The organism is Legionella birminghamensis, from assembly GCF_900452515.1.
Taxonomy (GTDB): domain Bacteria; phylum Pseudomonadota; class Gammaproteobacteria; order Legionellales; family Legionellaceae; genus Legionella_C; species Legionella_C birminghamensis.
Window position 1 is genome coordinate 1691498 of the sequence record NZ_UGNW01000001.1, and the last position, 18611, is coordinate 1710108.

Genomic DNA, 18611 nt, shown 5'->3' on the forward strand with positions numbered 1-18611 from the left:
GCTCATCGAGCAGGACCAAAACCTCTTATTATTTCCAAATTTATATCGATTCTTACGTTTTTAATATAAATCGTGGATACTATTGGAGTAGCCCCCTTTTAATCAGGATTGTGAGAATTTATGAATAAACACAGCCAGCACAAGCTGCCCCGAGCTCAGATACTGGCAGAGCGGGCTTTTGCATCAATTGAGAACTTCCTGCATATTGAAGCGGTTAGTGGCATTGTCCTTCTTCTTGCCGCAGCTATCGCATTAATATGGGCTAACTCACATTGGGCGCTTAGCTATAAAAATCTATGGCATACACCTTTTTTTATCGGGTTAGGAAAGTTTGAAATATCCTGGCCTCTACATTTCTGGATCAACGATGTTCTAATGACTTTTTTCTTTTTAGTAGTAGGAATGGAAATCCGTCGTGAAATCCATGAAGGCGCATTAAACAATATTAAGCAGGCGACTCTTCCAATCATGGCAGCCTTTGGTGGTGTTATCGTCCCCGCATTAATTTTTCTTGGATTTAATTCGCAGCCGATGCTGCTTAATGGCTGGGCAGTTCCGACAGCAACGGATATTGCGTTTGCAGTCGGCGTGCTCGCATTGCTAGGGCGCGCTATCCCTGGAAATATTAGAATATTCTTACTCACTCTGGCTATTATAGACGACATTGTTGCTGTGATCATTATTGCAGTGTTCTATTCAGGAGGTCTTAATTATGCAGGCTTTCTGATCGCCGGGCTTGGTATCTTGCTAGTATTGGGTTTTCAACGCATCGGTTTTGGTTCAGCATTTGCCTATATTATTCCGGGAGCGATCATCTGGATTGGATTGTTTATGACTGGGGCTCACCCCACCTTAGCCGGCGTTGTGCTTGGCCTGATGACACCAATCGTTTCGGTGCGTATGTCCGAACGCCCATTAGATATACTATCGCGCATTGTTAAAGAGCTTACTGGTCAAGATGTCAAGATGAAAGACAAACACAAAATGTCGCGGTCGCTTAGAAAGCTTCAGCTAGCCCAGAGGGAATTGTTACCGCCTGTTGTTCGAGTGCAAAGAGCTTTACATCCATGGATTGCCTATGGAGTAATGCCGTTATTTGCTTTAGCAAATGCTGGTGTCAGCATGAGTAGCGGCGCGTTCTCTGATGAGAATGAACTGAGAATTATTATTGGTGTTGCCCTAGCTTTGGTGATCGGAAAACCACTTGGAATTGTCGGCATGAGTTGGGTGTGTGTGAAAATGGGATGGTGTAAATTGACGCGTGGAATAACCTGGAAAGGTATCGGGTTGGTAGGCCTTCTCGCAGGTATCGGATTTACCATGTCAATTTTTATTGCAATGTTGGCTTTTGATGATGAGAGTTTGCTTAATGCGGCTAAGCTAGGTGTATTAATTGGTTCCCTTTGTGCTGCTGTATCTGGATTGGCCTGGGGTAAATTTCATATTAACAGGAATAGTTTATGATAACCCGGAATACATTTTGTGGATTTTCACATCTTCTGAGGCCATATCTAATAAGTCATTTGCGGAAGCTGATCTTTATATTCACTTTGCCCCTTAGGCCATTTCTGATATGGATTGCAAGAAAAAGGCTCGGCTTCCAGATCCGATTCAAAAATACAGGTAGAAGCCTGCCTTTGGGGCACTTTTAGGCCAGCGGCCACATTATCAAAACTCATAAGTGGATGATGTGGCGAAGGCGACAAAATGGAGTCTATGTCTCTGACTCCGGATTTTTTCAAATCTTCGGAGAATCAGGGGTTTGTTTATCCTTGGCTACTTGATAGGTTTTAGTGCCTGAAGCGGCTTTAAAATGGCCTGCTGAACCTCTAAATACTGAAGTAGGCTGTTCTAGTTTAATAATACTTTCATGAAGATCCCTTAAATTATCAGCTAAATTAGAATCAGAATATTCATTCAATAATTTATGGGTTAAGACTTTTAGTTTTTTAAGGACAACTTCCCTGTTTTCACCGTTAATATGAATGTTTTCTGGAAAATGCCTGGTGAATTGCACTAAGGAATATTCGAGCATTCGCATATTATCGTCGCTTGGACCTTGAAAAAACATCTCCAGCATTTCCTCAGGATCGGCATTGATAAGCTCGGCACTCATTATTATCTTAGCTTCGGGTTGAACGAATGCGTTACCCCTCTCCTCAGAAGAATTAGTCAATTGATCTCTCATATTAAAATCAACCATATCTGCAAAATCTTCTATATCGTTTTCACTTTTAATTAATTGCCCTATGGTTTTGAGATCGGAGGACAATAAATTCAGCAATTCATGTTTTTCCTCAGGATACTGATCAATTAAATCTTTAAGATCAGTCAAATTCTGCAATACATTTCGAAGGCTCTTGATATTCTTATCTTCCATGATGGATTTGAAGGTCTCACTTGATATGGTAGGCATATTACATTCCCCGTCCTTGTTGTTTAATTGATATGCACCTACTTTATTATATGCAAATTTTTGTACTTGTGTTGGCAATATCACCTTATTGGCAAAACATGCGGCCATCCGCCCAACAATTGAAAACTGATTCAAATGATTGTTCAGGTTGAGTTTATAGTTGTTAGTGTTAATATTCCCTGCTTGTACCACATTATTTACATCAGGATTTTCAAATGAAAAAAGTATTTCTGGCTTTGGCTCTATTACCCGTCTTATGTTTTGCAAAATGTGTTACCCCCTGGGAAGATGTTAAAAGCTCCGTTAAAGATATATTAGTATGCCGGCTGGAAGTGCCTAATGGCTGGTTACTGCAAACGTCATACTGGTACACATCCACCGTTATTTTTGTTCCGGATGAAAAGCATGAGTGGGTGCTTGATACTAATTCCTGATGTGAGATAGTGCTTGGTCGAGGCTCTCCCTGCGCAGCCCCTTCGAATCCCCGCGGCTTCGGCCGCGGGGTCCAATGAATCTTATTCGGATCCCCAATTTACTGGGCAGTTCATTCAATGTTTACTTCTGGCAGGATTGTAGTTTTCTAAGCTCTTGCTTAAGCCCACCATGGGCCCCGCGGTCGAAGCCGCGGGGATTCGGTGGTTTTCGCCCGCGGGGATTCGATGGGCTTCGTCCGCAGTTGGATGGGCTTTGGCGCTTGAATTCGAATGAGTATTAAACGCGGTTTAGAATTTAACCCTTTTACCCTCTTGTAAATTTTCTCCCTCAAGTATATCACTTAGATCCAGTACAGATTGAGTCCTCTTCAATTGGCGCCGCGGAGCTCCTTTCTCTTTTTGAGGTGATCCATTGGTATTGGTAAAGAAACCTGGACTATGTGGGGCAGCAATTTTTTCCAAGGCAGGCGCTGGATTGCTAGCAGGCTCTGGTTTTTTTATTATGGTATTTAAATCCAGTACAGGTATGCTGGCATTGTCTCGAAGAAAACAGTCTTTCTGCGAAACCGCACTATGCTCCAGTATCTGATATTCTTCCTCGGTTAATTTAAAAAGCCCTTCCAGGGTAGCCCGAATATTGTCAGCCGCAAAGGCTGCAACCTGTTGGCCGCCATGACCATCATAGATAGCAGCAATTCCATTAAAGCATGCGGGTTTACCTGACTCTTTTACAGTTTGAATTAAAACGCTGACATTATCGGCAGAACCCTTTCCTATTGCCCATTCAGCAAGATGCTCAGACAGGGACATTTCTGAAGCCAATTTAGGTTTCCCATTATTAAATGCTTTAAGAGCATTCATCAAATATTGTTCCTGAACCTGCTTCTCCCTACCCTGCTTTTCCTGAGGCGTTTCGTCTATTTTTCTATCTTCCGCTTTTTCCTCTGCTTTCGCCCCATCGGTGAATCCGTCACAACTACTAATTAACTGGACCGAATACCCAGGTGGAATATTAGACAAGTCAGCAATACTAATATCAGAATCTGCAATGACTGACGGTGCATATAGGGCATCACCCAATGCCCTTGCTACTGCCAGACTGCCAAACACTCTGCCAGAGAGCACACATCCACCTGCTTCTATTATTCGCTCTCTTTCCAGATTAGGCGTATGTGTTCTTCGATTTAATCGGGTGGCAGAAATAACTTCCGCGTTCTCATTATAGATAGCAACAAATGCTGCGGCATCGGCCAGTAAAGCCGTGATCAAAAAATTATTCTTGATCACCGTGGTTACTGCTGTCGATCCAGCATGATCTAATTCCTTCTTGTTGATAATTTCCGCATTTATCTGCCTATGGGCAGTCCACAAGCGTTGTCCGATTTGTTCGGGAGTCAGTCCACTTAATGCTTCTGGATTAAATTCCGACCAGGCGAGGGTATCCTCTTGTCGGTGCCGCTTTCCCATTAACTCGGTAAAGCCGAAGCCCTGCTCAGGTTTACCGCCCTGCTCCCGTATTTCTGATGGTATGGATGTAATATCTTTGTCTGTTGAAGTAATTGGCATGAATTTTGTCATTGTATCAGTTTGACCAAATTTTAATCTAGCATGGGCTTTATTACAAGTCTCATAACCCAATGCAAAGCAATTCTGCCTGTCTTTGATATACTCAAATTATGATCGGTTGCAGAGAATAAAATGAGTATCTATGGGCTTTATCAGAAGATGTTTAAATATCAAATGCAACAGCCCATGCTATTTGCATTGTTAATTTTCTCGGTTTTTGGAGCCGTTTTGTTCCAATGCCTGCAACCAGTCATTGTGGAATGGTTGATTAACAAAGTAATAAGCAGCCAGGACACTTTCCTATTAGCAATCGCCATATCACTTTTATCCATCAATTTTTTATTTTTCTGTCTTGTTTTTATAATGCGCATTAAAATTTTATCGTCAATGGGCGCAAGGATTATGGCAGACATTAGATGTCAGCTATTTTCACGACTCCAGGACATGGATCTCGATGAGTATTACAAGACAAAAACCACTCCTCTTATTTCTTATTTCAGTGAGCATTTATCCCTTATTGAGAGCACTACCCTTTTTATTACATGGAGTATAATAGGTGATTTCTTTCTTTGCATATCCGCCGCGGCCGTTTTATTTTATTTTGACTGGCTTATTACACTCATTCTTTTACCTTGTGTAATATTGATACTAAGTTTATCCAGGTTCTTTTTTAGACAAACCGCCAAAGAAACTAAAAACAAGCAGCTAGTCGATGCAGAAATTATTGACACGGTTCAGGAAAACATTTCGATGCAAGACGTGATCCGTCTGGAGCTGCTCAAAAATTATAGAAAAAATCTGTTTAAATCCATAATCAATGAATCGATTAATATTAACTGCAGATACAATCTCAATCTGGGCTTATCCAGTATCTCCTTATTATTGGGGGTAACTTTCTCAATACTTCTGATTTATAGCCTGGGAGGCGTACTGGTTTTCTACAAAGTGTTAAGTATGGGAGCTTTCGTTGGATTCATCCTCTTATTCAGGACTTTTTTAGGTGCAATTAACAACATCAGCAACACGCTTCCCCTGATCATGCGCTGTGCTGCCAGCTTTGAGGTGATTGACGGATTATTAAAAACCAGACAAACATCGCCTCGTGAAACTAATTTGCCACGCATTGAAAACGCGCTCGCATTCGAAGAGGTTTCCTTTAATTACAATAGCGGAATGCCATCCTTAAAATCTTTAAGTTTTAAGATTAAAGCGGGTCAGTTTGTAGGAATAGTTGGTTTAAGCGGCTCCGGGAAGAGCACACTTTTAAAACTGATATTAAAGGAGCTAAAACCAACTACAGGTAATATTTTTTTTGATAATCAGAATTATAGTAATATTCCCCAGGAATCGCTCCTTGCACAAACTTCAGTCGTAATGCAGGAACCTAAATTATTCGAAGGAAGTATTTTAAAAAATATTGAAATGGGTAAGCTTGGCGCATCAGAGGATGAAGTAATTCAGGCGGCAAAGAAAGCTGGAGTTCATGAAGAAATTATCAAGTTGCCACAAGGATACAATACTATGATTGGGCGCAAACATTCGAATTTGTCGGGTGGTCAGAAACAAAGAATCTGCATCGCCCGTGCATTAATTGCCAATCCCGCCATTCTCTGCCTGGATGAAGCAAGCTCGTCACTTGATCCATTTTCTTCATCATTGATAGATCAAACGATTTCCGAGTTGGCGGGTCTGCATACTATTATTTCGATCACGCATAGACTAGGATCTGTAGTTAACGCTGACTCTATACTGGTAATGAACCAAGGTCAGATTATTGAAAGCGGCAATCACATTTCGTTACTGAAGCAGAATGGTTTCTATGCGCAGCTATGGAATAAACAACAAGGATTTACATTGATACCCGAACAGGGTTTCGTAAAAGTGAATCCCGACTGGCTTAAACATATCCCCCTGATTGCTGATTTGGACGACAATACAAAGAGGGAAATAGCTGACAGTATGATTACTGAGCGCTGGGACAAAGGTGAGATTGTATTTAAACAAGGCGATCCTGAAGACAAATTCTATATTATTGCTATAGGGATGGTTGACGTTTTCTTAGAGAAGAATGCTACAGAAAAACATATCGCCAGTTTAAGTGATGGAGATTTCTTTGGAGAAATTGGATTACTCTATCACTGTGAACGAAATGCCACAGTAAAAACAAATTCAACGTGCCTTTTTTTATCACTCTCTTCTGATGCATTTTATAAAATTATTCATAATCTGCCAGAAGATAAAATGCAGAACTTTCTTGAAAAAGCGTATGTCCGTTTGACAGAAGAGCAAAAAACAAATGCTTACGCCACGCGATTTAATCTGAAAAACCTAGACTGATGGTACAGGTCTTACTAAGCCCATTATTCCATCCGCATGAGCAAACTTACCGCACAGAAGCTATTTATGGAACTTCTTGTCTGTTTATGAAAGAATGGCGCGGTATTAATGAATTAGGGAAAAAATCATGCTGGAATTTTTTTTTGGAAAAACAAAACCTGCTTCTTCATCACTGGATGGTCAGGTTATCGACTTGAATAAATGTGAAGGCAGCTCGAAACAAAGACCCCTTGTACATTTACCGCCTTTATCGGAAGAGCTCGTACAGGCTCTGCAAAGACATTTAAATATATACTCCCTCAATGATGAATTAGTTAAAAAAATGCCCAAGACAGATCTTCATGTACATGCCGAGGCTGGCTTTTTAATGGATATGCAACTGGCACGCAAACTTGCTGAGCGCAATAAAGTTGAATTTCCAGAGTATCTCATTGATCCAGAAAGCGATTTATGGATGTACCGCGGGCTAGAAGATTTTTGCCAATTTCTTAAGGATTTTCGCGCAATATCCAAGCTGATTCAAACGCCTCAGGATGTTGAGGACATCACCTATGCATTTTATAAATATTGCTATAAAAATAATGTTATTTTCGCATTGCCGGGGATATCCTGGATCCAATGCAAAGATAAAATGGGGTTTCCAGAATTTATCCAGGCTTATAACAACGCACTTTTAAATGGCATGCGTGAATTTGGGGAGGTTAGTATTTTAAGGCTGCGCTACTACATGGAACGCCAGGTTACAGAAGAAGAAAATGAGGAAATCTGGCAAAATCTGAGGGCACTTCCCAATCGACTAATTACTACCATAGGTTTGGCCGGTGATGAGCTAAATCATCCTTTTGGGAAATTTATCCCTTTTTATGAAAAAGTACGGGAGCATCGTGCGATAGCAGGTAATCAGCCCTATTTTTTAACTGCGCATATGGAAAAATACTCGGACTCACAAACCATATTAGAGGCGACAAGGCTTCTTGACTGGATAGCGCATGGACGAAACGCTGTAGACAGTGAAGATTGTCTGAATGCCATGATTGCTAAAGGAATGCGTTTTGAAATTTGTCCAAAGAGCGACATCGCTGTTTATGAAGAGATCCCCGATCTGGATCAACACATCCAGCTAAAAAAATTACTAGCTGCTCAGGTGGTCACCTTAAGTTCTGATGATCCTGCTTTTTTTGGGGGAGTAACTGGCGTCTATCAGGACGTTCTCAACGCTAAATTAGTTGATTATTCACAATTGCTGCAATGCACTGTGAACGGCTTAATGCCTGCCCAACCTGCCAGTCTCGAGGAGTTCAAAGCAAATCAGCCCAAATTCTTTCAGGAGCAGCAACGCATTGCCATGACAGGATTATTGAAAATCCAGTTTTTCCAGTATTACTGGTTAATGCTTCCTTCACTAGTGAATCTTCCTGCAGAAACGGCCCAAAAATTGTTCCAGATCGATTTAAAGACATCAGAAAAACAAATAGTGGAATATTTATCAGAAGTAATAGATCCTGTTATTACTGATGCCCTATCGGGTATGCTGCAATGTAAATGTAAGATCAGAACCAATACTCAGGCTATTTTGGAAGAAACAAAACAAATGCATAGTGAATTTTATGAAAGATGCAATCAGGATGATACGATGAATCTTGCCTTTTCACTGACATCCACTCTTAACTGTTTGTCTGGAATGCTCTAATTTGACAAGCCGGACGCGGCGGTGACCTACCCGAATCCCCGCGGCGGAGACCTATCCGGATCCCCGCGGCGCGACCGCGGGGCCTATTACCAAGCTATTACATGGGCCCCGCGGTCGCGCCGCGGGGATTCGAAAAGTCGCGCCGCGGGGATTCGAAAAGTTGCACCGCAGGGGTTCGAAAAGTTGTGCCTCGGGGGATTCGTGCAGCAGAAACGCTACATTACCAACTGTGAATATTGAATAGAACCATCGTTTTTTCGCAGATTGGCTAGCTCTTCTACCCTTTTTAACTGCTCCTGATTTAAATCCCCCGGTTTAATGGCGCTTTGCCGTAAGGATTGGTGGTGTTTATCCCAAGCTTTAAACAACGTAATTTGCTTAGTGAGCAATACTTTATTGAGTTTATTTTCCTTAACTTCTTCCTCAGTAAGCTTTCTTTTCTTGCCCATCTTAAAAAAGCTTCTCGGAGCTGTTATTACAGAAATCGTATCCTCTAAAGTAACTTTGTTAATTTTGTCTTGTTCGGCTCGAGAAAACTTGGCCTGACTGGACGATAATTTTTTTTGTGAATAACTCTCCAGAACCTTTTCATCCTTCAGATCGATTTCTTTAGGTTTTTTATCTTTTGCCTCAGCATTTTCTTCACGTGCCTTATCTAAACTTCTAAGGCAGGTATCAATACTCTTTCTAGTTTTTTCACTGATAGCGCTTAATCTTGACTGCAAGCTATTAAGCTCAACATATACCGCTACCTGCATGCGTCTGCATGACTCTGCCTGGTGAAAATTCAAGTCAGTCCTTCTCAACAGAGTGTTAATCTGATCCAGTGTTTTCTTTAAGCGAAAAATTTGAAAAGAGATTGACTCTGTTTCAGTGCATTTCATTTCCTGCCAGGCATCAATGCAAGACTGGGCACAGGATCCCATCACCTGATGGCGGACTTGCGGTTTGCCATCAAATAAAATTCCTCGTGTTTGTAAGTCGGATAAGGGTTTTAACATCTGTTGCAAGCCCGACTCCAAGCTCGGTGAAGGTATAATCCACGGTGCCAGCAATTCGGGTACCAGCGGAGCAGTTGCCAGTTCGTCTATGGAAATGGGCGCGGTCACTTTTGCCGGGCTTTTGCCTGAACTGAAAATACTTTTAAAAGCGGTAGTCCAACTATAGTTTTTCTCAACCCCGTAGCCTGTATTTATAAACATTAAAACAGCAGAATCATCCGCGTCTTGTCGCTCAGCCTCAAACAAAGTTGCGTGGGAGCCTGCAAGACTGGTAAAACCATGACTAAAAAGAGCTGTTTCTCCCGGCTCCAGCTCGTCGATAGCCCTTACCGTATTGAATACCATTTCACTGAGAAACTCTTCTTGAAAAATAAGGGCATCTTTAAAGCGTCCAGATGATTGAAGGTATTTGAATCGAGCGCTATATTGCCAGAGTCTTTTCTCATATTCCTGGCAATTGAGTAATTGTTTAAGGATTCCCTCATAGCGCATACGAGAGGGTGAGTTCGGAGGTAGTGTAGTTAAATAATCCTGTAAATCAAGTATGTGCTGGCGATAGGCATTAGTACGAAAAGTTCCCTGGAGACTGTCAGGCACATCGGTGACAGCTAGCAAGGAACGATGGGATAAAGTCTTGAGAAGAACATCAGTGTTTTGTTCGTCATCAGTAGCTGATTGAATCGCGTCGTCGGCTAAAGAAAGAACCAAACTATCCAGAAAGCCCCATTTAACTTTTTCTGCTTCAATAGTACGGGCTCTTTTTTCAAGATTTTTCGTCAATGAAAGCAGCTTTCGTTCTTTTGGTGGAAGCCATCCAAAAAAATAGAGAATTTTTCCCCAGAACGACTTCTTATTATAAATTTCCTCATCATAGAAAGAAGCGGTTTTATTAGAAATTTGAAGCAAAAAATCAGCTCTTGCGCTTAGACTTTCTTCTATGTTTCTCTCATAATCATCAACAAGCTTCCTAGCCGCCTCATGAATGACTTGTAAATCATAAGACTGATTTTGTTTCTTAATAAATGATCTAAGATTTCTTCTTGCTTGTAAATTGTAGTGCACAGCCATTGCCAATTACCCATTAAATAACTGGCCAAACATTTTACAGTGCATCTCCTTAATAAACAATGTCATTTGTACAAAAACTTTAGCTTTCAACTGGCAGGATTTACAGCTCATTGAGCAATAAATCCACTTGCCTAAAATAATCGCTCCATGTAGGGTAATTAAAACTGCTAATACGCTCCACTTGCTGGGTTCTGCGAAGGCTTTTCGAATCGGCATATTCACAGATTAACTCTTTCCATCGCCTGCCATCCAAAGGATTAATGTATTCAGGAATATCGCCGGCGATTTCCTTAAACACCGGCAAATCACTTGCAATGACCGGCACTTTTAAACTTAAAGCTTCGATAAGAGGCAGACCGAATCCTTCACTGAAAGAAGGGAACAGAAGTGCTTGGCTATGATGAAGATAATTAACCAAATCCGCATCGGAACATTGGGAGAGTTCAGTGATGTAATTTTTCAATACCTGGCAGCGCTCAAGAATATCGATAACGTTTTCACACTCCCATCCTCTTTTTCCAATAACGACAAGATGAGGCGCTGCTTCCCCCATCTCCTCCACCAGTTGCCGCCATATCTGCAACATCAATAAATGATTTTTACGAGGCTCAATAGTGCTTAACATCACAAAATAAGGCTTTTGCATGGGCCTTAGGCCTGGCTTTATTGCTGCAGGAATACCAGAACCCAACAGAATGACCTTGCAAGGAGGGAGTGCATGATTTTTTTGATCTAAATAACTGCTCAAATCATTCAGTGTGGCCTGTGAATTAGTAATAATCGCGCTTGCCAGCGATAAGATAGAACTCATTTTCTCATGATATCTTTGATCTTCACCAGGACTGCAATATTCTGGGTAGGTAACTGGAATCGTATCATGTACTATAAAAACAGATTTGGCGCCTTGTTTTTTGATAATTCGTTGGTAGTCCGATTGTCCCAGACCGACATGTCCCGTATTTAATAAGACGGTTTTTTCATTTATTTTACGGCGTAATAATATTCCACTGAGAATGTATCTTGCCAACTGAACCTTTGATCCGCGGGAGTCCAGCCATTTAAATAAGGCTTGTGATTGAGCCTGGGGTAATACCCAACTACGGCCGCCCCAGCGGACGAGCGCCTGCGCTTTCTCAGCATAATGACTGACAAATGCCATGGTGACGCGATCAATTCCCGTAATAGTTTGCCTTTTAGCGGTGCGGCGCATTAGTCGGGTAACATCTATAATAACTTTCATTTGCGAAATCCTTGGCGGCATTATCCTATACGATATGTTGTTCAAGCCAGTTCAGCATATAGGCCTGAACTTTAGCGGGCGCCTGATCAATGCTCTGCATACAGACAAATGCCACATTGTTATTCTTTTGAGCCTGCGTCAGACGGGTCCTTATTTTTGAAAAACTGTGACTCTCTCCATTAACCATCAGCGCTTGCTTTTTTATGTCATGTACCGCCCTTTTCTGCTTGAGATCATGGTGAACGATTAGGGGAATACTGGATACCTGATCGGGATGGCGGAATGGGAAACGAATATTTGCGTTGAATAGTTCTGAATCCGTTGTAATTTGTTTTGTAAATGAACTTTTAAATAATGGAAATGGTGCATGAGGAAGCAAATAAAACCGCTTATCCCAACCTGCCAGCTGAGCGCTTTTTTCCTGCCAGGCACGATGCGGATTGGTTTTTGGAAGAGGTACTGTCTGGCCCAGACATTTACTGAATTGCTTTTTAAACTGATAAGATAGCTTTTTGTCTGCCTGAACTTTCCATTCGCCGCGTAGTATCAATTGTTTATTCTGGAAAAAATCTTCAGGAAAGACATCACGAATAATAAAAAAGTCATCGTTTAAATAAATAAATTGCTCGGACAATCCCGGAATATGCCAGATAAGCCATTCAATGCTGATGCTATTAAAAACCGGTGCGGTCGATCCAAACTGCTGCAAGAGTTCATTTTGATCAATAATTTGAATTTTGCTGCCAAGCCGGGTGTTTCTCAAATCAGATACGGCAGGAGGAGTCTGCTGGTTTGTGATAATAAAAATGCTTCTAAGCCAGGGGGCAAAACGTTCAAGAGCCAGGAGGCAATAATGGATTTCATTGCAGTGGTTGATGCGTGTCGGCTCTACCGCGATATGACGTTGAATACCCTGTTCTTCACAGAATGAATTGAGTTTGTGCAAATAAACAGGGTCATAACCATCTACCCAAGAAATCACCGCATCAATAGCACCCATAATTTTCTCTGGAACCCCAAGCGCAAATTCACAATTTTAAAAGAGTTTCACTTAAAGTCCAGTAAGTTCTTCAGGGGCTAGGGGGTTCAAGACGGCTCCCTGAATCCTGCAAGTTTTTCTGAGAAATACTTCTGGTAAAAAATAGGTTGGTATTTTCGGGCATCGACGATGATTTGATTAGGGCTAACTGAAATGATGCGCCTAATGCTTTTATAATCTCCAATTCCGATAAGGTCTTCACCAAATCGGCACGAACATTCGCCCATCTGTTTTTAACCACGGATAATAATTCATTCTTGCTATTCAATAAGCGTATAAAATTACTGACGATTTTTTTCACTTGATTAGAACTTATTTGATTACTTTCCAACAGTTCGACAGCGGCGACTCTTAAATCGCAGGCAAGTGAGTCCAGCAGTTCCACTCTATAAGGATACTTTTTCATAAGAGACATCGCGAACCGATCAATCTGTGATATCGCTCCGAACAATTTACGACTATCTGAATTGTTAAAAAAAAGAGTGCTCGCCAGATAGTCTTTACCGTCAATGAAATGGCTAAGTATACCCTGCCTGGTATGCTCCTGTACAAAAACAGATTTTATAAATGATTGTTTAGCGGAAATAATTTCTTTTTCTGATACATCCCAATTTACTTCCACTTTGATAACCAAATGTATTTTTCGTGCAATATTTTCTTGATATTTTTCAGAGGCCTCTTGGGAGAGTACATTCGTATTTTGACTTTTGAGCTGACTAAGGGCATGGAAAAACAGTTGTCTTCTGAGCCTTGTCCTGGCTTGAACAAGCTCACTGCTATTTGCTTCCTTTGCTAATGAATGCTGATAAACCTGTTTTCCAATATCCAGCAGGCTCTTGATTAACGCATGACCGTACACTGACGTTGACAAGCTCTCCTTTTCAAAATCCTTGAGCAGCAGCAAATAGCACTGGAAATAGCTTGCCGCGTTAAAAGGTGTCTTCATTCCTTCTAAATAAAGGGTATAAACCAGATCCCGTAAGTCATTTTGAAAAACAAACATATTTCTATTTATTTTACTGAGGCTGCTGATTTGAGAAAATATTTGAGTATAAACCGTATTTTGAATTAACTGACATTCAACTTCCTCAGCCGCCCTGCCCCAAGCCTGATCAGTAAAACACATATCAAAACGGTGAATGTGCAGCAGCAACTTCCGTTTAATTTCTTCAGGGTTTAGTTGGGCATTTGTATAAGCCTCCTGCAATTGCAAAAAAAGACTTAGTAATTGATTTGAAAATTCTGGAAAGTAATCAGCAATTTCAGAGGGGAATCTGGAGAGGAGAAGCAATATAGCATCAAGCAGTTTGCTATCAATGATAGGCGGTATTTGTCTCAGCATAGAAAAAATGCTAATTAACGGTTTAAGCTTTGGTCCGAGAACATCAGCAAATGGATAATCATTCAGGAGTTTATCTGGAAATAAGGTCGGATCACTCTCGATGTAACTGTTATATATGCCCTCTCTTAATTTGCTAAGCCATTGTGCAAAAGCAAGTTTATCTTTATCGCATAGGCCTCTTCCCTCCATGCTGACTAAGGCCAGCAAGCGGTTGATACTAACAAGCTGGGTATCTTCAGGTTCAGTTATTGCGGCAGAGATATCGCCAATAGAAAATCCCCATGAGATTACACTGGCCCAGCTTGATTGATAAGTACAATCGCGGGAGTGTAAAAAATCAAGGAATTGTTTTTTCCTGATTATACTTTCCGGGGAAGGGCTTAAAAGCATATCGTCTAGCAGGAGGCGCAATATCTTTTTGAACTGCTCTGCAAAGGAAGAAATATCCTCAATTGCAAAAAGTTCGTTCAAAGGGGATACGGCACTGAAAACAGGTGCCCAGTACCTGCTTATTCGTCCAGGAATAGCATGTAGTTCTGCATCCTCTACCTGATGTTTTCGCATTAAAGCAAGAAGATCAATATTCCAGTTATACTTCATAAAAAGCGCTTTCCATGGAAGCAAAGATCTGAATATCAATTCCCACTGCCGTTGAATATGCTCTGGTATCACATTTTTTATCAGGCGCTGTAATTCCCCTGGCTCAACCTCCACCTGAAAATAATCCTTATACAGCGAAATGAAGAAATCGTCTGAATAGACTTGCTCGAATTGTGGATTGTCCTGTTGGAATAATAATTTCTCTGCAGATGTAAAGCCAATATTTAACTGGAATTTTAACTTGGCTAAAGTTTCATTTTCAATGACGCGAAAAAGATAAGCTTTTTCAATAAGCGATAATTTGTCAGATCGCAGTTCAGTCCAGTTCGGCGTTACATTGGTTTTAAAAACTCGTTTAAACCCCTGTTCAATTTTCTCTTGTGTTTTAAGCGCAAGGGCTTTCTTTAATACTCCGGCAAAGACACCGCCTATCCCTTCCCCCCGTCTTATTTTAGCTTGAATGCTTAATTTAGCCTGCCTGGTAAGATTATCCACACAAAACTCGAATAAATCTTTTTTATGCCTAAAAAAACAATAAATTTCCCCGTTTCTGATCTTCAGATACGCTTTATTCTCTGATTCGATCCATTCAGGATAAGAGTCCGTTATGAATGTCAGAGCACCATTTGCTGCAATAGGCTCCGCCTGCTTTTGCGCTATTGCCCTTGTTAATTCCTTGTCGCTGGGGGCTTCAGTCAAATTATCCAGGCAAAAAACATAGGGATCATCTTTATATAGAAAAAAGCAATGGAGCTTATTATCCTTAATATAAAGGTAGACTTCTTCTTCTGAATAGTTTGCCGCCAGTCTTTTCGCAATAAGTGGTCGGGCGTAGTCCTGTGGCAGGCGGAGGGCTGGTTCATTCACAAGTTCATAGAAGTCGCTGGTATATACAGAGGCTTCTTCAGCATATTTTGTATAAAGTATGGAAAGCCCAAGCATCAGACGGGCGAGATCTTTGAGAAGCACCTTTTTTTCCGGAGAACTGTATTCCCGGTGAATATGATAAACGATGCCAAAAGGAACCTGCAGGGGTAACTCAGAATCAAAAATCATTTTTTCTAAATGCGCGAAAACTGCATTTATAAATGTCACAGCAGCTTCCATCTCATCCCGATTCATTCTTTTGATTATGGGAGTAAGCAGTAGTTTATACCAGGGTGTCATATTGTTCCGTATGCCTTAATTAATTCCATTTAAGTATTTTCATAAGGACGTGAAGTCCTTATAATTTAGTATATTCAAAATGCTAGCTGAATTAAATCTCATGAGACTAATAGCCTTATAACTGCTATTATCCTCACACTAATAAACAGGGACCAGTTGAAACTTAATGTCAAAATTTTTTTTTCATACAGGTAAAAAATTCTTTAACTTGCAGCGAGCAATTACGCTTTTTTTTATTTATTTAGGTCATTTATCATACATCTTTATCTTTAAATGGCAAGATGTGCGATGGAAACACACTATTCTCAATACCTTGCATGCAGGCTCCGTGCTGGTTTTCCCCTTAATAATATTAAGCGGTCTTATCGGGACATCCCTGGCTTATAGCATCAATTACATTCTGGCCCCCTTTAATCTACAAAACCAGGCTTTATTTATTGCCCAAAGCACAATTATCAGAGATATGGCCCCGCTGCCGATAGGTTTTATTTTCTGCGTGCAATGCGGTCTCAATCTGATTAATCCTGACCATCCCAGCCTTAACCATACGCCTGATAGAGTAATGCTTGAGACAATTCTTCCTTTAATAGTGGGTGTTAATATCACCGCAATGCTGCTTTATACTTATATCTCTGCAACATTTTTTTTAAGTGTATTCCTCACCTTCTCCTATCTTTTGCATATGAGTACCGATGAATATGTGCTTCGCCTTTCGGAAATTATTAATCCGGCCGATGTCATTACCTCTCTGGTTAAAACTATTCTGTATGCAACGATTGCCAGTTATACTGCAGGTTATTATTATTACTATGTCACAAATAAGGTAATGCCGGTTAGAAAAGCAGTCTCACGAATCATAACCCGGGGTTTATTTTGGCTGGTGGTCATTAGTGTTTTAGTAAAACTGAATTTTACTTAGAATTTAGGAAACCCATGGAACAGGAAAGGTTTTATATTGGAACGGGTATTTTCGTCTTCTTTGCCCTCATTTTAGCCGTTTTTGGGACTTTATTCGTTTATAACCAGTACTTGCATGGTAAAATTGAAACTTACGTCATGCTATTCAAAGGGTCTTTAAGCGGACTAGATGCCACCTCCCCCATCACCTACAGAGGCGTTAAAATTGGCGAGGTTAAACGTGTGGAATTAACAGCGACCAAATCAAAAACCAATGTCTCTATTCCAGTTTATGTTGAGTTTTTTGTGGAGAAATCTTTTGAACCAGGCGATAACCCTATTCAGATTCTGATTCAAAATGGAATCGTTGCGACAATCTCTTCCCCTAACCTGCTTACTGGTACATCGACTATCGAGCTGGTTCTTGCAGAGAAAAAACAAACTTCTGTTAAGGCGAGGACCTTCCACGGCGTTCCCTTATTCCCTACCGAGGCATCGGTGGAAGATGATATGAGCGCCAAAGATACGATGAGAACTGCAAGAAGGACCTTGAATGACATTAGCAATTTCGTGAAATCCAGGGAATTAAAAGAGGCGATCATTGCTATCCAGACAATGGCAGACAGTATTAATCAGTTTGCGGATCTGATGACCGGACAAATACCAAGTGCCTTAATCTATTGGAACGAAAGCTTAAAAGAGGTTTCAAAGATGGCTTATTCAGTCCGCACTTTAACTGATTATCTGGCGCGTCATCCTGAAGCCTTGCTAAGGGGCAGATAATGCAACGAATCATCATACTGGTTATGGTTTTGTTCTTGGGCGCCTGCGGGAAAAGCAAGGAACCACTCCTTTATGTAATCAATCCTATTCCCAATACCAAGTTTCAGGCATCAGGACCTTCAACAATTCGTCTCGGCATCGACGATGTCAGCATTCCAGAATATCTGGCAAAACCGCAGTTGATGCTTTTTACCTCCTCCAATCAAAGCCAGATGGACGATGATCATCAATGGGCAGAGGGCTTGCAAAGCAATGTAAAACGCGTTTTACGCAGCAATCTTTCAGCACTACTTCCTAATACAGTGGTTGAGGTAGCCCCCTGGGATCCAAAATTTGATCCTGGACTCCAGCTTCAGGTGAATATTAATGAGTTTAAAGTCGATGTTCAGGGGAATAGTATTCTTCAGGCAGACTATGTTCTTTATGGTGAGACTGTAGATAGCAGGAAATACAGCGTCTACTATTGCATTAAATTGCCTGTGGTTAATCAGCAAACATTAGTCAGCAGTATGAATGCTAATTTTACTCGCCTAAGCCGTGATATAAGCCGCAAAATACCAGGCAAGATCCCTGTTAAACGGCCTGAATTGCCGGAGCCGATGGATCATCCTCCGCTGACTAAATAATACCTACTGGCTACCTACTTTGTACCACCACAGAGATGGACCCCGTGGTCTTCGCCACGGGGAGTCGCATCACATTCCCACGGCGAGGAGCAACCGCATTCCCACGGCGAGGAGCAACCGCATTCCCACGGCGAAGAGCAGCCGTATTCCCGCGGCGAGGAGCAGCCGTATTCCCGCGGCGAGGAGCAACCATATTCCCTCGGCGAGGAGCAACCATATTCCCGCGGCGAGGAGCAACCATATTCCCGCGGCGAAGAGCAGCCGTATTCCCGCGGCGAGGAGCAGCCGTATTCCCGCGGCGAGGAGCAACCATATTCCCTCGGCGAGGAGCAACCATATTCCTGCGGCGAGGAGCAGCCGTATTCCCGCGGCTTTGACCGCGGGACCCATCTCTGGGCACGGCAA

At 41.5% G+C, this 18611-nt stretch carries 15 protein-coding genes; 7 read left to right on the forward strand and 8 right to left on the reverse strand.

Annotated elements, in window-relative coordinates:
- The first annotated feature begins 120 nt into the window (after positions 1 to 120).
- Positions 121 to 1464, forward strand: a complete 1344-nt coding sequence (gene nhaA / locus DYH42_RS07175; RefSeq protein ID WP_058524171.1) for a Na+/H+ antiporter NhaA — start codon at positions 121 to 123, stop codon at positions 1462 to 1464.
- 47 nt (positions 1465 to 1511) lie between these two features.
- Here nhaA and DYH42_RS16580 read toward each other — a convergent pair whose 3' ends face one another.
- A complete protein-coding gene (locus DYH42_RS16580) occupies positions 1512 to 1679 on the reverse strand; it encodes a hypothetical protein (protein ID WP_157062403.1) in 168 nt (55 codons plus the stop codon).
- A gap of 59 nt (positions 1680 to 1738) precedes the next feature.
- Positions 1739 to 2551: a hypothetical protein gene (locus DYH42_RS07180; RefSeq protein ID WP_131793005.1), complete on the reverse strand. Its 813-nt coding sequence runs from the start codon at positions 2549 to 2551 to the stop codon at positions 1739 to 1741.
- 80 nt (positions 2552 to 2631) lie between these two features.
- On the opposite strand from DYH42_RS07180, the gene DYH42_RS07185 reads away from it, so the two are divergent.
- Positions 2632 to 2850, forward strand: coding sequence for a hypothetical protein (locus tag DYH42_RS07185; RefSeq protein WP_058524173.1), 219 nt, complete (start codon positions 2632 to 2634; stop codon positions 2848 to 2850).
- Between the two features lie 288 nt (positions 2851 to 3138).
- On the opposite strand, the gene DYH42_RS07190 is transcribed toward DYH42_RS07185, so the two are convergent.
- Positions 3139 to 4416, reverse strand: coding sequence for a PP2C family serine/threonine-protein phosphatase (locus DYH42_RS07190; protein ID WP_058524174.1), 1278 nt, complete (start codon positions 4414 to 4416; stop codon positions 3139 to 3141).
- A 132-nt stretch (positions 4417 to 4548) separates the two neighbouring features.
- On the opposite strand from DYH42_RS07190, the gene DYH42_RS07195 reads away from it, so the two are divergent.
- Both DYH42_RS07195 and DYH42_RS07200 read left to right on the forward strand, forming a co-directional pair.
- A complete protein-coding gene (locus DYH42_RS07195; protein ID WP_083503152.1) occupies positions 4549 to 6753 on the forward strand; it encodes an ATP-binding cassette domain-containing protein in 2205 nt (734 codons plus the stop codon).
- Positions 6754 to 6880: 127 nt separating this feature from the next.
- Entirely contained in the window at positions 6881 to 8443 is a 1563-nt protein-coding gene (locus DYH42_RS07200) for an amidohydrolase family protein (protein ID WP_058524177.1), read from the forward strand.
- Between the two features lie 215 nt (positions 8444 to 8658).
- On the opposite strand, the gene DYH42_RS07205 is transcribed toward DYH42_RS07200, so the two are convergent.
- From DYH42_RS07205 to DYH42_RS07220, 4 genes are all read right to left on the reverse strand, one after another.
- Positions 8659 to 10512: a hypothetical protein gene (locus DYH42_RS07205; RefSeq protein WP_058524178.1), complete on the reverse strand. Its 1854-nt coding sequence runs from the start codon at positions 10510 to 10512 to the stop codon at positions 8659 to 8661.
- Between the two features lie 100 nt (positions 10513 to 10612).
- Positions 10613 to 11752, reverse strand: coding sequence for a glycosyltransferase family 4 protein (locus DYH42_RS07210; RefSeq protein ID WP_058524179.1), 1140 nt, complete (start codon positions 11750 to 11752; stop codon positions 10613 to 10615).
- A gap of 25 nt (positions 11753 to 11777) precedes the next feature.
- On the reverse strand, positions 11778 to 12752 hold the full coding sequence (locus DYH42_RS07215) for a hypothetical protein (protein WP_058524180.1): 975 nt from the start codon (positions 12750 to 12752) through the stop codon (positions 11778 to 11780).
- A gap of 70 nt (positions 12753 to 12822) precedes the next feature.
- A complete protein-coding gene (locus DYH42_RS07220) occupies positions 12823 to 15900 on the reverse strand; it encodes a hypothetical protein (protein WP_058524181.1) in 3078 nt (1025 codons plus the stop codon).
- A gap of 283 nt (positions 15901 to 16183) precedes the next feature.
- Here DYH42_RS07220 and DYH42_RS07225 point away from each other — a divergent pair, with 283 nt between their 5' ends.
- The 3 genes from DYH42_RS07225 to DYH42_RS07235 are packed head-to-tail and all read left to right on the forward strand — an operon-like array spanning position 16184 to position 18206.
- The gene (locus DYH42_RS07225; RefSeq protein WP_162263104.1) at positions 16184 to 16819 is read left to right on the forward strand and encodes an ABC transporter permease; all 636 of its coding nucleotides are present in this window, start codon (positions 16184 to 16186) and stop codon (positions 16817 to 16819) included.
- A gap of 14 nt (positions 16820 to 16833) precedes the next feature.
- On the forward strand, positions 16834 to 17580 hold the full coding sequence (locus DYH42_RS07230; RefSeq protein WP_058524183.1) for an MlaD family protein: 747 nt from the start codon (positions 16834 to 16836) through the stop codon (positions 17578 to 17580).
- Positions 17580 to 18206, forward strand: coding sequence for a PqiC family protein (locus tag DYH42_RS07235; protein ID WP_058524184.1), 627 nt, complete (start codon positions 17580 to 17582; stop codon positions 18204 to 18206). Before DYH42_RS07230 ends, DYH42_RS07235 begins: the two co-directional genes overlap by 1 nt.
- Positions 18207 to 18275: 69 nt before the next feature.
- Here the strand turns inward: DYH42_RS07235 and DYH42_RS07240 are convergent, their stop codons facing one another.
- A complete protein-coding gene (locus DYH42_RS07240) occupies positions 18276 to 18539 on the reverse strand; it encodes a hypothetical protein (protein WP_172464989.1) in 264 nt (87 codons plus the stop codon).
- Positions 18540 to 18611: the final 72 nt, after the last annotated feature.

Coding starts and splice junctions, on each gene's coding strand:
- nhaA (WP_058524171.1), top strand. CDS start 121: ATGAATAAACACAGCCAGCACAAGCTGCCCCGAGCTCAGATACTGGCA.
- DYH42_RS16580 (WP_157062403.1), bottom strand. CDS start 1,679: ATGAGTTTTGATAATGTGGCCGCTGGCCTAAAAGTGCCCCAAAGGCAG.
- DYH42_RS07185 (WP_058524173.1), top strand. CDS start 2,632: ATGAAAAAAGTATTTCTGGCTTTGGCTCTATTACCCGTCTTATGTTTT.
- DYH42_RS07190 (WP_058524174.1), bottom strand. CDS start 4,416: ATGCCAATTACTTCAACAGACAAAGATATTACATCCATACCATCAGAA.
- DYH42_RS07195 (WP_083503152.1), top strand. CDS start 4,549: ATGAGTATCTATGGGCTTTATCAGAAGATGTTTAAATATCAAATGCAA.
- DYH42_RS07200 (WP_058524177.1), top strand. CDS start 6,881: ATGCTGGAATTTTTTTTTGGAAAAACAAAACCTGCTTCTTCATCACTG.
- DYH42_RS07205 (WP_058524178.1), bottom strand. CDS start 10,512: ATGGCTGTGCACTACAATTTACAAGCAAGAAGAAATCTTAGATCATTT.
- DYH42_RS07210 (WP_058524179.1), bottom strand. CDS start 11,752: ATGAAAGTTATTATAGATGTTACCCGACTAATGCGCCGCACCGCTAAA.
- DYH42_RS07215 (WP_058524180.1), bottom strand. CDS start 12,752: ATGGGTGCTATTGATGCGGTGATTTCTTGGGTAGATGGTTATGACCCT.
- DYH42_RS07220 (WP_058524181.1), bottom strand. CDS start 15,900: ATGACACCCTGGTATAAACTACTGCTTACTCCCATAATCAAAAGAATG.
- DYH42_RS07230 (WP_058524183.1), top strand. CDS start 16,834: ATGGAACAGGAAAGGTTTTATATTGGAACGGGTATTTTCGTCTTCTTT.
- DYH42_RS07235 (WP_058524184.1), top strand. CDS start 17,580: ATGCAACGAATCATCATACTGGTTATGGTTTTGTTCTTGGGCGCCTGC.